The following is a 14,145-nucleotide window of genomic DNA, read 5'->3' on the forward strand; positions in this document are numbered from 1 at the left end:
TTTATTTTGTTTATTGCTTTTTATTTGATATAGTGCTGATCTAATGATTTTACAAGAGGTGGGAATGAAAAAATTATTAATTTTACCAAAAATTTTATTTATCGTTAATCTATTTTTATTAAATAATATAGTTTTAGCATCGTCGGAAATAAGTAGTAGCATATTTGAAAAAGCTAAGAAAGCGATTGTAACGATTGATACTAGGATTGCCGTATCAGCTTATGAAGATACAAATAGCTGGACAGGAACCGGATTTATTAATGATAAGAAAAATGGTTATATAGTTACTAATACTCACGTTATTGGGCTTAGCTCAATCGGTACTTATTTTGTTACCTTTTATAATGGTGAGCAAGCTGAAGCAAAATTAATATATTATGATATTTGGCAAGATTATGCCGTTTTAAAGGTAGTAAGTAACGATATACCTGACTCCGCAATGGAAATACCATTTTCTAGCGAGTCTCCAAAATTAAACCAGAAAGTTTTTGTAGTCGGTAATACCGAGGCACAAGGCTTTTCTTTCCATACTGGATATTTGTCTGATCTATATAATATTGATGGTATGATGCCGCAAGGTACTTATATAATTAATTTAAATGTTACCGGTGGTGCTAGTGGTTCACCAGTGCTTAATGATAAGATTGAGGCTATAGGCGTATTATATGGCGGTGGTAAGACCCACTCTTTAGCGTTGCACGGCGATTATGTAATCCGCACTTTAGAAAGCTTAAAAAATAATAAAGAGCCAACAAGGCAACATATAGGAATAATAAGTGATTTATATTCTTTAAATAAAGCTGTTAGACATAATAATTTCCCCAAGGAGGAAATGGATAAATATATAAAGAAATTTCCTGATAGCAGAAATAGAGTTATAAGCATTAAGACAGTTTTAGCCGGTTCACCTGCCGAAAAAGTCTTAAAAGCCGGTGATATTATTTGGGCTATTAATGATAAAGAGCTAGGCGGTAATTTAGCAATGTTCGATAGAGAAATGGATAATTCTAAAAACGCTGTTACGAAACTTACTATATTCCGTGATGGAAAAAAGCTTGAGCAAACAGTAAATTTATATAACGTCAATAATAATAAAATCAGTAGAATGATAAATTTTGGCGGTGCTATATTTTTTGAAGTAGATGATTATTTTAGTAACAAATCAGGTATTCCGCTTAAATCTCTAGCCATAGCTTCCGTTCAGTCCGGTAGCAGCTTTAGTTCTATCCCAACATTTTTTACTAAAGATTATAAAAATGTTTATAGACTGCAAATTTTTGAGATAAAAGATTTAAAGCTAAATAATCTTGATGATTTAATAAAGCTGATGCCGAATATTACTAAAGATAAGTTCATAACCATCAGGTTTAAAAATTATCAACCATATTATGCTCATTTTGGCTATAATGAAATTATTTCGTCTCATGATGAAATGAGAGCGGATATAACGCTAGATTCCATAGATACTAAGCCTTATATACTTAAATATAATAATGTTTCTCACGAATGGGATGCAGAAAATATAAAGCTTCAGTAACTAATTCAGTTGTGATAAATTAACAATCGTTAATCAATTAAATAATATCAAATTCAACTCTGTTTATTGTGTTGTTTTTCCTAAGTTTATAAACTTTAAATTATCAAGAATTTAATTTTTATCAATTTAGGAGAAATAATGACCGAAGAAATACCCATCTTAAACTTACCCCCCAATAGTAATGTGAAGGATATCTATAATTTAATTACACCTGCAATGGAAGAAGCAATCATAGATTCTTTAATATCACAAAAAAATTTGAGCCATTAGATTTAACATTTTTTAAAACGATAAATTCTAAAAGCCCCAATATGTTGAAACATTATGTTAATGATTATAATGAAGAATTCGTTAAAAATATTTTTCGTCAGGCAAAAGAAAATAATGAAAAAGAATTAGTAGAAAATATGGTGAAAATAAACCCTGGATTGGCAATTAATTTTATGGAAGCAACCATAAGCCATCAGCAATCATCAACACATGAAATAGAAGAAACTAACTTTTTGGGAGAAATAATTTATAGATAAGAAGCTTTAAAAAGCTGAAACTGATTATAATTTATTAATTAAACTCTAATTATTATAATTTAGGAGAAAAGATGTCCAGAAAAATAGTGCTAGTAGATTCACTAGTTAAAAAAAAGTGGATTAAGAGCTTTATTATCTTTATTTAAAATTAATTCAGATGTTCATTCGAGCGATATTCCAGAATTAAAAGATGTTAAAAGCTTAAATAAAAATGAATTAAAAATTTATTTTAGTCACAATACACCATATCATAATCAAAATATTTTTTGCCAGGCAGTAGAACAAAATGAAATACAATTATAGTAAATTAAGTTGAGGTTTGAGTATAGGGATGATATATATAAAGGAAAATGCCAAGATCATATAGTCAAGATTTTAGAAAAAGAGTTATAGGATATGTAGAAAGAGGTAATAGCTGCAATAGCACTGCGATAAGATTTGAAATAGCAGCAAACACAGTAAGGAATTGGTATAAGAGATATAAGTCCGAAGGACATTATTTAGCAAGAAGAATAGGAGGCAAAAAAGGACGGGTAACAAGTCAAGATGTTGAGTTGTACGTGAGTTCTAATCCTAATTTCACATTATTAGAAATGGGTACGTATTTTAATATGAGTTCTGTGGGTGCGTATTATTGGTTAAAGCAACTAGGTTTTAGCTATAAAAAAAAGACTTTTCCTACTTGGAAGCAAGTCAAGAAAAGCGAGATAAGTACCAAGAGGTCATAATAAGATACACCAATAGAACATCTTGTATATATTGATGAAAGTGGTATTGAGATAAATATCTGCAAAGATAGAGGATGGGGCAAAAAAAGCGAAAAACTTATTGGTAAAAAAAGCGGTAAATATTACAACAGAACAAATATCATAGCTGGTTATGTTAATAAAGAGTGTATAGCACCGATGATATTTAATGGAACATGTAATAGACAATTATTTGAAAGTTGGGTTGGAGAATTTTTAATAAAAGAGCTAAAACCTGGACAAGTTGTAGTGATGGATAACGCTGCTTTCCATAAGTCTCAAAGGACCAAAGAACTAATAGAATCAGTAGGTTGTAGGATAATATTCTTACCACCTTACTCCCCTGATCTAAATCCAATAGAGAAATTTTGGACCAATATGAAGCGATGGATTAAAGCTACAATTACTCAATTTGATCAATTATATAATGCTTTAATTCAATTCTTTAATACGCAAACTTCAACTTAATTTACCATAGTGAAAAATATATTGGAAATAAATTCTAATTTAATAAATGTAACTACTGAGCCAAGTAACCATAATATTTTGCATATTGCCGTTTTGGGTATAGCAGGTGGTGAAATGGTAGAGATATTATTGCAAAATAAACCTAATTTAATAATAGCAAAAGATACAAAAGATTTTACTCCTTCTATGCTCAAAAAAGAATGTGAAGAAAAATGTAATCTTGTAGATAGAAACGTTGAATTGGTATTAGAAAACTATGAAAAAATGTTTACACCACCGGAATTTACTTCTGAAGATTTTTCTTCCGAAGAAATAATAAACTATTTTATATATGAGAAATTAAACGAATACAGTTAGATAATATTATTGCTATCAATTCTAAAATTAGGAGAATAAATGACAAAAAAAAGCTCAATAAAAAAGAAGAAAAGACAACGATACCAAAACTATCTCTTACAGAGATTAATGAATCTTATGCCGCTCCGTACCCATCACCTGGTTCAGATGACGATATGGAAAAAGAAGTTTTTAAAAAAGAAGATGCCTTAAAGCAACTAGAAAAATTAGTAAGAAGAAATAATAAAAATGAATTAAAAGAATTTTTATTTGATTCAAAAAATAAATATATATTGCATGATGCAGTAGAAGAGAATAAGCAGAAATTAGTAGACAAAATATTAGAGTTAGCTCCGCATTGGATAGATCGTCTATCTCCTACAGGTTACACTATATTATATACTGCACTTGGAGGAAAAGCTAAATTAGTGATGATAAAAACATTATTAGAGGTTATGCCTAAATTAATACATGAATCAAATAAAGAAGGTCTAACTCCAATTAAGTTCGGAGAAAAGCATAGTTTTGGAGGTGCAAAATCAGAAGAGGAAATTATTGAAATGAGGAAGTTATTGGAAGACTATGAAAAAAAGAATATTGAAGTAGAAGCCTTTACACGTGAAGAGATGGAAGAACTAGGATATTACCTGTATGAGCATATTGATATCACAACACTTGGTTAAGGATACTTTTATAAAGGATAAGATTTTGAATGATCTTATACTTTTTTATTAGTTATAACTCAGTGACTGGTATAATTTTTGTTACTATGTTTCCATCTGCACCCATGATCTCAACATTATGCCATTCTGTTTTAGGGTGGTAATTATCATTATTAGTTGCTGCTTGTAAGGAAAATTTTTATGATAATTCTATCAATTTTTTCTCATATAACTCAAAAGATTTTTTTAAATCTTGGTTAGTTATGTTGTTTGTAGCTATTTTTCTAATATTGTCCATTTTTGCTCTTTTTAAACTAATATTTATCATATAACATGGTCCTGAAATTATTTCGAATCGGCAATATACAAAGCTTGTTTAAGTGTGTCAACATAAATTAATAAATCTAATGCTAAATATTAATAAAAAGTAATTATCATAATTTCCTTTCACAAAATCAAAATAAACTGATATTAATATAGTAAGATGTTAGGGGATTGTTTGTTATCTCGTGGTTTGATCATTGTTGTTGAATGACATAAGACTACAGTGAAACCACCAGCATCTTATTAATCAAAAAAAGTCTAAAAAATTATGCGTTATTTATTTATTGTTTTACTACTCTTATTTGTAAATGGTTGTAATTTAAAACCTGTTTATGATACAGAATATAGTAATAGTGAGGTAGTTAAAAATTTAGAATCTATTGAGGTAGAGTCTATTAAAACAATAGAAGGGGCTGAATTTTATCACCGATTAACAAGTATCTTGCCACAAAAAACAAAAGCGAAATATATTCTTAAAGCAGAACTAGCAGGGGCAACTACGCCTGCTACTATAGAAAAAAACTCGAATGTTTTAAGGGAGTATATTAATCAGTCAGTCAAATACCAATTAGTTGATATAGAAAGCCAAAAAGTATTAATCAAAGAAAAGTTTTATCAATCAACATCATATAACTCTATCTTTACCCCTTATGCTTCGAGTGTTGAGCGAGATGAAACAGGAATAGACCTTGCCTATGCGGCAGCTGAAGAAATTCGCCGCAGAATAATTTTATACTTTACTCGAAATAATAATTTATGAAATTCTATTTTTCGCAAATTAATCGTTTATTTGAATTAATAGCCAGTGGTAAGGTTAAGGCTCTATTATTATATGGTCCTGATAAAGGTTATATAGATAAAATTTGTCGTCACTTAGTGAAAAAGCTTAACATGCTGCAAACTTCTATAGAATATAGTGACCTTAATATTTCTTCTTTAGAGATATTACTTAATTCGCCTAACTTCTTCAATCAGAAAGAATTAATTAGAATTAGAGGCGTGGGAAATTCAATTGATAAGAATTTAAAAGTAATTCTAAATGATAATTATATTAATTTTCCTGTGTTTATCGGTGAAGATATTAGCTCAAGCAGCAGCTTTAGAAAATTTTTTGAAACTGAAGAATCGCTAGCTTCTCTTGCTTGTTATCATGATGATGAAGCAAAGATTGAGAAGATAGTTTTAGAAAAATTAGCTAAATGTAGTAAAATTATAGATAGGGAAGCACTAATTTATTTAAAAAATCATTTAAAGGGGGATCATGAGTTAGTTTCCAATGAGATAAATAAGTTGATATATTTTGTTCATGATAAACAAGAAGTTACCTTAAATGATATTAGAGAAGTGCTCAGTAGTGAGATCATGGCTAATGGTAGCGATTTAGCAATGTACTTTTCACAAAAAAATTATATCAGTTTTTTAAACGAACTAGATATATTAAAAAAGCAAAATATAAATGAAGTGCTGATGATTAGAGCCTTAATAAGGCATTATCTAAATTTATACATAGTATTGTCGAAAGTAAAAAATGGGGAGCATATTGATTCTGCAATAAAATCGCTATCACCGCCTATTTTTTATCAGTATATTAATGATTTTACCAAAATAGCAAATAGCCTTAGTCTATCTGAGTGCTTGAAGACTTTAAGAATATTGCAACAAGCGGAAGTGGATTATAAACTGAATCCTGCTGGTTTTGACTTATTGCAAAAAATTTATATTTAAGCAAAGCTTTATTTTTATCATTATTTTATAATTACATGTTATAAAGCTAAAAATTTTAATTTAATAAATAATAGCTATTATTTATGATATATTTTTTTATATATAAGATAGGTAAATGCATGAAAAATATAAGTAGTAGAGAGGCTCAAAATCATTTTGGAGAATTGATGATACAAGTAATAAAAGAACCAATTATTATAAATAGATATGGTAAACCTGCTGCAGTACTCATATCACATGAGGAGTATGAAAAATTTAGCCAGTTTGAAGATATGTATTGGACAATACAAGCAAAGAACGCAGCTAAAGAAGGTTTTTTATCAGAAAAAGAAAGTGAAGATTTTTTAAATAAAATATTAAAGGAATAGCATGACTTTAATAATATCTAAAAATTCACAAAATTTTATTGAAAAATTAAATAAAAAGCAAGCTCAATAAATAGTAATTAAGATTAAAGAATTACACCTGTTAATAGGTCAACCTAATGATAGTAAGTTTTAAAAGGTTTGGAAGAGCAGTATTATAGAGTAGATGTAGGCGAATTTAGAATAATTTATCAAAAAGATAAGATTAATACATATATTTTTTTAGTAGGAAAAAGAAATGATGGAGAAGTTTATAGATTATTTAAAAGAAAGATAAAGTAGCAGATATGCCAAGACCTGATTTTTCTGATCCTGATAAACAAATTCAAGAGATAATTAGAGTTAACCATGCTGGTGAGTATGGGGCAAAAAGGATTTATCAAGGACAGTTAAAATATACTAAATCTCAAAATGACTATGTATTAATTAAAGAGATGCTAGAGCAAGAAGAAGTGCATCTAAATTATTTTGAGGAAAAATTGCTAGAGAAGAAAGTAAGACCTACTGCCTTATTATATTTTTGGCATCATTATGGGTTTTTACTTGGGGCTGTATCTTCTAGGATTGGTACAAAAACCGCAATGTTAGTTACGGAGAGTGTAGAAGAAGTAATAGAGAAGCATTACGCCCAGCAAATAAATTATTTAGAAAATAAAGACATTGAACCAGAATTATTAAATAATATTATAAAATTTCGGTTAGATGAGATTGAGCATAAAGACACAGCTATAATAAATGATAGCGAGCAAGCAATATTTGCAAAAACAACAAATAGTATAGTAAAAGCGATTTGTAGAATTGCTATTAAACTAAGCAAAAAGATTTAATCTTCACCATTTTCATATCTAAGAAGTTCTGAATATATATTTTCTATGTCTTGGGTAGGCTGTAAATTATACAGTTCTGCTTGTTCAAAATAGTTCTTACTTTTTTCAATATCCCCAAGTTTTTATAGCAATACCCAATCTTAGAAAACGTTTTCTTCGTGTCTTGACAATAGTTATTGCTGCCAAATAATTTAATTATTTCAAGTTCTTGTAAAGCCAAGTCCAAAATTACGGTAGCATCTTCAGCAGTATATAATTCTAAATTGCTTAAACTGTGGTTTTTAGTCTTCTAATGTATTAGAAATTAAGAAAAAATAGGGTGCCAGGGGTTAAGCTCCGTTGTTACAATGTAACAACCTCCATTATACTTCATGATTTTACTCACTTATAATAACAGACCCCTGGCATAAACTTGACTTATAAGTTTTTGACAGATTGGTCTTGCAACAATGGAGCTTAAACATCATTAACGTTTCATATATTAGTTGAATAATATAAATAGTCAAGAGGTTTTAGTTGTTATATTGATAAAAAATGTAATTTTTAGTTAATAAGTACTATTTTTTATATTTTTTGGGTGATATTTTGTGGTAAAATTTGCTTTTGGATAAATAATAATTTATATTTACATGTGTAATCAGAAATAAAAAAATAAAAATGAATAACTCTCACCCTAATACTAAATCTCATTTATTTCATATAGTTGATCCAAGCCCTTGGCCTATTTTAACTTCATTTGCTTTGCTTATTTTAGTCGCTGGTGGGGTTTCATTTATGCATAGCTATAAATTTAACCACTACATACTAGCTTTTGGATTTATTTCAGTAGCTTATTGTTTATATTCTTGGTGGAGAGATGTAATAAAAGAAGGAATAATAGATCATAGTCATACTGAGCCTGTTAGGCATGGTCTAAGAATTGGGATGGCTTTATTTATTTTAACCGAAATAATGTTTTTTGGAGTATTTTTTGCATCTTTCTTTAAATCAAGTTTATCACCTGTTGGTCTTTTAGATGGTGTATGGGTAATAAAACAAGGTGTGTGGCCGCCACCTAGTATTAAAGTTTTTGACCCATTTGATATTCCTTTTATTAATACTTTAATATTGCTTTTATCTGGTACTACCGTTACTTGGGCTCATTATGCTTTAGAAGAAAGTAATCAAAAGGATTGTGTAACAGCTCTTGGTCTTACTATAATTCTTGGAATATTCTTTACTTGTATGCAAGCATATGAATATTACCATGCTGCTTTTAAATTTACTGATGGTATATATCCTTCTAATTTTTATTTAGCAACCGGCTTTCATGGTGCACATGTAATTATAGGTACTATATTTTTAATAGTATGCTATTTTAGGGCGAAAAGAGGTGATTTTGCTATTAAAAATAATGGGCATTTAGGATTTGAATTCGCAGCATGGTATTGGCATTTTGTTGATGTAGTATGGCTATTTTTATTTACTTTTGTTTATATATTTGGTAGTTAGTCATAGACTATAGACCATAATATGTGATTATAATGTTACTTAAAACAAGTATTTTTGCAATATTTTGGTATATTAATTTAAATTACATATATTTATGAGTTGATTTATATATATATAGAATATACATTAATCGTTAAATAACTAATCATAATTGAGGTAAAAAATATGAATTTGCGTAAATTAAATGAAGACTTAATTGATTACAACATGTCGCTACGTCTATTATTTATGGTACTTGGTTTAGCTATTATAACAATGTCCATGGATAGTTTAGCTGGTGGTAGTGTCGGTGATCCAGTAGGTGCGGCATTATGTAATGTAATTTTAATATTTAGAGGTAATACAGCAAGAGGTATAGCTGTTGTTGGTATAATCGTGCTAGGTATTCAAACACTTAGAGGAAAACTGCAATGGGAAGTGGCTTTAGTTATAGTTGCTGCGATCATAATATTATTCAAAGCTCCAGACATAGTATCTATGGTATCAGGTAGTACTGGTAATGCTAATTGTGGTACCACCAGCGTTACTTCATAATCGTTAACATTTAAGTTCTAAAAATAAAAGTACCCATAAGCTTTGCTCTTGTGGGTACTTTTTTCTTTTTTAAGGTTTAAAAACTCAAAATTATAAATTCTAGTTTTTATTAAAATAACTAAAATACTTATCAAAAACACACAAAACCTAGCAAAAATATATAAGTTTACGAAATTTTAGAAATTGAATTCTTGAAATCCTTTAAACCTGTATGTATATTTAGGTATTAACTGAATTTAAGTTCTTATGAAATTAGCAAAAATATTAAGTGTCCTTTTATGCTTAGGGCTCATTCTAAACGGATGTAAAAGCAAGAAAAATAGTGATGATTTAGTTACTCCTATTTCTACTCTTTATAATGAGGGCATTACTTTGCTTGAGAAAAAGAAGTATAAAAATGCTGCTGAAGAATTTGGAAAAATATTTTATCAGCATCCAGGTAATGAATTTACGCCCCAGGCAGAATTGATGCAAGCATACTCATTATTCCTTGCTGCTCAATATGAAGAGGCAGTTGATGTACTTGATATTTTCATTAATTTACATCCTGCAAATGTTGATATTGCTTATGCGTATTACCTTAAAGCTCTTTCATATTATATGCTAATTTCGGATGTGAATCATGATCAATCTAGAACTTTCTTGGCTAAAGATAGTTTCGAAGATCTAATTACAAAATTCCCAAATACTAAATATGCTATTGATTCATCTTTAAAAATTGATTTAGTAAATGACCATTTGGCTGGTAAAGAGTTAACGATTGGTAGATTCTATTTAAAGAAAAAGAATCCAATGGCAGCAATTAATCGATTTGAAGAAGTAGTCGAAAATTATCAAACTACCTCTCATTGTGTAGAAGCACTTTATCGTTTAACTGAAAGCTATATGATGCTTGGATTGCCAGATGAGGCAATGAAATATGCTTCGGTTCTTGGTCATAACTATCCTGATAGTAAATGGTATAGTTATGCGTATAGACTGGTTAAAGGCTATACTCGATGAACTTTAAAAATTGGCGTCGTCATTCTACAAGAGCTGCGGTGCTCACATATTATTATATGATCCGCTCCTTGCCTTGTGAACTCCTAGCTCTTTTTAAAGTTGATCTTCGTCTATTGCTCTTTATTTATTAGGGGAATATAAATGTTCCAGAGTCTTTCAGTTAAAAACTTTATCCTGATAGACGAGTTAGAAATCGAATTTATTAGTGGTTTATGCGTTATTACCGGCGAAACCGGTGCCGGTAAGTCTATTTTACTGGATGCTATTTTATTTTGTTTGGGCTATAAAACTTCAAGTGCCGGCATAATAAAGCATGGGAAAGATTATGCAGCCGTTAATATAGTCTTTTCATTAAATGATGAAATAAAAAATTTTCTAACTCAAAATTTTATTGAATTAGAGGAATCGCTACTTATAAAATGTGTCCAAAAAGCAGAAGGACGCAAAAATTTCTTTATCAATAATCAAGTAGTTAACAAAGCTATTATGCAGCAATTAGCTACTTATTTATTTGAACTTCACGGACAAAACAATAATATCTCTCTTTTAGAAATCAATACTCAGCGTGACATTTTAGATAGTTTTGGAGATCTTTTAGAACTTCGAATGCAGCTTGCTAAATGTTATCAAGCTTGGCAGAATATTCGCAATGAAATTGTCGAAATAGCACTTAAACAAAATTCTATTGAACAAGAAATTGATTATTTAAGCTTCGTAACCGAAGAGTTGACTAAGCTTAATGTTCAAATAGGTGAAGAAGAGCAGCTAACAAATATACGAAAAGATTTGCAAAATAAAGATAAGGATTTGCAGCTAATCAAAGATATTCTCGAGCAAGTTAATAATCCTGAAATAAATAACTCAATTAGTAAAGCGGAAAAACTATTAGCAAAGCAAAGTCAAAATGAAGAATTCGTAAATATTTCGACAAATCTTGAAGAAGCTTATAATAATTTGGAAGAGGCAAGACAAAATTTATCGAATCTTCTAGAAAATTTTAACAAGTTAGATTATAACCTTGAAGAAATAGAAGAAAGATTATTTGCAATAAAAGCAATTAGTCGCAAATATAATGTTTCTGCTGACGCACTCAAGACATTTTTAGAGGAGTCTTCAAATCAGTTAAATAGCTTGAAAGGTAAAATAGCAAATCAAGCAGAGCTGCAAGTGCAAGAAGTAAAGTTAAATACGGAATATTATAAACTTGGCAAAAATTTATCAGAAAAACGTCTTGCCGCAGCAAAACGTTTAGAAGAAGTGCTGCACTATGAATTAAAGCAGCTGAAAATGGAAAAAGCTACTTTTCATGTTAATATAGCAGAAAGAAAGGAAGCAGCAGCATATGGCATAGATGATATAGTTTTTAAAGCTTCCACTAACCCAGGGATGACTCCGGAGGCAATTAATAAAATCGCTTCAGGTGGCGAATTATCAAGATTTATGCTTGCTTTAAAAACTTCTTTATTTAACAAGATGGTGAAACCTGCTATTATATTCGATGAAATAGACGTTGGGATTGGTGGTGAGGTTGCGGATAAAGTTGGGATGCGGCTTAAAAAGCTTAGTTCAGCTACGCAAGTGATAGTTATAACGCATCAACCTCAAGTGGCAGGAAAAGCAGATTTGCATATAAAAATTGAGAAAACGCAGTTAGAAAAAGAAACAAAAGTAACAGTAAAAATTTTAAATTTAGCCGAAAGACAGCAGGAGCTTGCTCGTATGATCTCAGGCAAAACAATTACTGAGGCAAGTTTAAAAGCGGCGAAAGAATTACTGTATACGTAGATAGAACTTCAAAAATTGGCTACGTCATCCTACAAATACTTCGGTACTCACGTATTAAGTAACTGCTTCCGTTCCTCGTTTTGTGGACGCCTTGCTCTTTTTGAATTTGATCTTCGTCTACCTGTATTTATGAACTAGTAATGTCATATGAGTTAGACAACAACGCCACAAGTCACCGAATGACAATAGGAAAAAAACATGAACAATTACAAAAAACTAGAAAATGAACTTTCAACAATTTCAAATTTTGAGAATATTTTAAGCATATTATATTGGGATATAGCGGTAAATATGCCTATAGGTTCAGGTGAGAGTAGGACAAACGAGATGGTATCCCTGACTTCTCTAGTTCATTCTTTGGTTAAATCTCCGTTGCTTAAAGAGTTAGTTATCAGAGCAAAAGAAGAGACAAAAAATCTTGATGAATGGCAAAATGCTAATATAAGAGAAATTGAGCGGAAGATATTAGATGCAAATTGTATCGATGAGGAATTACAAAAAAGAATAGTAGCTGCAACTACTAAATCTGAACTTGTTTGGCGAAAAGCTAGAGAGACTAATGACTATAATTTATTTAAGCCTCATTTGCAGAAAGTTTTAGATTATACAAGAGAAGTTGCTAAAGTACGAGCAAGTGTATTTAATTGCAGTCCGTACGACGCATTAATTGATATGTATGACCCAAGTAGAACAAGCAGCGGGATTAAAAAAGTTTTTTCACACGTTAAAGAAAATCTTTCCGAGCTTATTGGTAAGGTTTTAGAAAAACAGAAAAGTCAAAAAGAACTAGTAAAAAGTACTGAATTAAGTCCTGAAATACAAAAAAATATCGGCAAGCGTATAATGGAAATTATGCAGTTTGATGGGAGCAGAGGGCGGCTTGATGAATCTACTCATCCTTTTTGCGGTGGAACGCCAAATGATATACGCTTAACTACCAGATATGATAAAGATAATTTCATAAGCGGTTTAACGGGTATTATTCATGAAACTGGACATGCTTTATATGAACAAAATTTACCAGAAATATATAAAGGGCAGCCGGTTGGGCGTGCTAAAGGCATGGCTTTTCACGAAAGTCAGTCTTTATTTATGGAGATGCAAGTAGGTAGGTCAAGAGAGTTTACGGAGTTTTTAGCAAAACTACTTCGTGATGAATTTAACCTTAAGTCGGAAGAATATTCGGCAGATAATTTATATAGGACAATTACAAAAGTTGAGCCTGATTTTATCAGAGTTAACGCTGATGAGGTAACTTACCCAATGCATGTAATATTGCGTTTTGAAATAGAAGAATTACTTATCAACGGTGAATTAAATCTTGATGAATTGCCAAATTTTTGGGATAGTAAGATGCAAGAATATTTAGGAATAAAACCTAAAAGTTTTAGCAAAGGATGTCTGCAAGATATTCATTGGTCTAGTGGTTGGTTCGGTTATTTTCCTGCTTATACAAATGGTGCAATTATCGCATCAATGGTGATGAAGAAAGTAAAAGAGATGCACAAAGATGTAAAAGATGATATTTTAAAAGGTGACTTTAGTAACTTAAATAATTATTTAAATAAAAATTTTAGAAATTTCGGTTCACTAAAAAATTCACCTGACTTGCTAAAAAGTGCTAGCGGTGAGGAAAGTATAAATCCTGAGGTGTTTATTAAGTACTTGGAAGAGAAGTATTTGTAGTGAATTATGTCATAAGCTATGCGAATGAAATGAGCGTGGCAATCTCATGAGGCAATATAATATTCCTGAGATTGCCTCCGCCTTCTTTCTACGAATCTCCTCGCAATGACGTTAAAAAATTAAATTATCA

The 14,145-nt window shown here is 30.2% G+C and carries 15 protein-coding genes; all 15 read left to right on the forward strand.

Going from position 1 to position 14,145, the window contains the following annotated elements; genetic code table 11:
- The first annotated feature begins 43 nt into the window (after nucleotides 1–43).
- The 15 genes from ACICQC_RS07835 (at nucleotide 44) to ACICQC_RS07905 (ending at nucleotide 14,015) form a co-directional block, all read left to right on the forward strand.
- Complete coding sequence (locus tag ACICQC_RS07835) at nucleotides 44–1,537, forward strand: S1C family serine protease (protein WP_395476596.1); 1,494 nt, start codon at nucleotides 44–46, stop codon at nucleotides 1,535–1,537.
- 311 nt (nucleotides 1,538–1,848) lie between these two features.
- Nucleotides 1,849–2,064: a hypothetical protein gene (locus tag ACICQC_RS07840; protein WP_395476597.1), complete on the forward strand. Its 216-nt coding sequence runs from the start codon at nucleotides 1,849–1,851 to the stop codon at nucleotides 2,062–2,064.
- A 350-nt stretch (nucleotides 2,065–2,414) separates the two neighbouring features.
- A complete protein-coding gene (locus ACICQC_RS07845; protein ID WP_395476240.1) occupies nucleotides 2,415–2,792 on the forward strand; it encodes an IS630 transposase-related protein in 378 nt (125 codons plus the stop codon).
- Nucleotides 2,793–2,849: 57 nt separating this feature from the next.
- Nucleotides 2,850–3,278: an IS630 family transposase gene (locus tag ACICQC_RS07850; protein ID WP_395477689.1), complete on the forward strand. Its 429-nt coding sequence runs from the start codon at nucleotides 2,850–2,852 to the stop codon at nucleotides 3,276–3,278.
- Nucleotides 3,279–3,299: 21 nt separating this feature from the next.
- Nucleotides 3,300–3,635, forward strand: coding sequence for a hypothetical protein (locus ACICQC_RS07855; protein ID WP_395476598.1), 336 nt, complete (start codon nucleotides 3,300–3,302; stop codon nucleotides 3,633–3,635).
- Between the two features lie 155 nt (nucleotides 3,636–3,790).
- The gene (locus ACICQC_RS07860) at nucleotides 3,791–4,297 is read left to right on the forward strand and encodes a hypothetical protein (RefSeq protein WP_395476599.1); all 507 of its coding nucleotides are present in this window, start codon (nucleotides 3,791–3,793) and stop codon (nucleotides 4,295–4,297) included.
- Nucleotides 4,298–4,868: 571 nt separating this feature from the next.
- Nucleotides 4,869–5,360, forward strand: a complete 492-nt coding sequence (locus ACICQC_RS07865) for a hypothetical protein (RefSeq protein ID WP_341791222.1) — start codon at nucleotides 4,869–4,871, stop codon at nucleotides 5,358–5,360.
- The gene (gene holA / locus ACICQC_RS07870) at nucleotides 5,357–6,325 is read left to right on the forward strand and encodes a DNA polymerase III subunit delta (protein WP_395476600.1); all 969 of its coding nucleotides are present in this window, start codon (nucleotides 5,357–5,359) and stop codon (nucleotides 6,323–6,325) included. Before ACICQC_RS07865 ends, holA begins: the two co-directional genes overlap by 4 nt.
- Before the next feature lie 119 nt (nucleotides 6,326–6,444).
- Nucleotides 6,445–6,693: a type II toxin-antitoxin system Phd/YefM family antitoxin gene (locus ACICQC_RS07875; protein ID WP_395476601.1), complete on the forward strand. Its 249-nt coding sequence runs from the start codon at nucleotides 6,445–6,447 to the stop codon at nucleotides 6,691–6,693.
- A 284-nt stretch (nucleotides 6,694–6,977) separates the two neighbouring features.
- A complete protein-coding gene (locus ACICQC_RS07880; RefSeq protein WP_395476602.1) occupies nucleotides 6,978–7,517 on the forward strand; it encodes a demethoxyubiquinone hydroxylase family protein in 540 nt (179 codons plus the stop codon).
- Between the two features lie 657 nt (nucleotides 7,518–8,174).
- On the forward strand, nucleotides 8,175–9,008 hold the full coding sequence (locus ACICQC_RS07885) for a cytochrome c oxidase subunit 3 (RefSeq protein WP_395476603.1): 834 nt from the start codon (nucleotides 8,175–8,177) through the stop codon (nucleotides 9,006–9,008).
- Nucleotides 9,009–9,173: 165 nt separating this feature from the next.
- Complete coding sequence (locus tag ACICQC_RS07890; RefSeq protein ID WP_395476604.1) at nucleotides 9,174–9,542, forward strand: TrbC/VirB2 family protein; 369 nt, start codon at nucleotides 9,174–9,176, stop codon at nucleotides 9,540–9,542.
- Nucleotides 9,543–9,788: 246 nt separating this feature from the next.
- A complete protein-coding gene (locus ACICQC_RS07895; RefSeq protein WP_395476605.1) occupies nucleotides 9,789–10,544 on the forward strand; it encodes an outer membrane protein assembly factor BamD in 756 nt (251 codons plus the stop codon).
- A gap of 141 nt (nucleotides 10,545–10,685) precedes the next feature.
- Nucleotides 10,686–12,329, forward strand: coding sequence for a DNA repair protein RecN (gene recN / locus ACICQC_RS07900; protein ID WP_395476606.1), 1,644 nt, complete (start codon nucleotides 10,686–10,688; stop codon nucleotides 12,327–12,329).
- Between the two features lie 198 nt (nucleotides 12,330–12,527).
- On the forward strand, nucleotides 12,528–14,015 hold the full coding sequence (locus ACICQC_RS07905; protein WP_395476607.1) for a carboxypeptidase M32: 1,488 nt from the start codon (nucleotides 12,528–12,530) through the stop codon (nucleotides 14,013–14,015).
- Nucleotides 14,016–14,145 lie beyond the last annotated feature (130 nt).

The organism is Rickettsia endosymbiont of Pantilius tunicatus (assembly GCF_964291875.1).
Classification (GTDB): domain Bacteria; phylum Pseudomonadota; class Alphaproteobacteria; order Rickettsiales; family Rickettsiaceae; genus Rickettsia.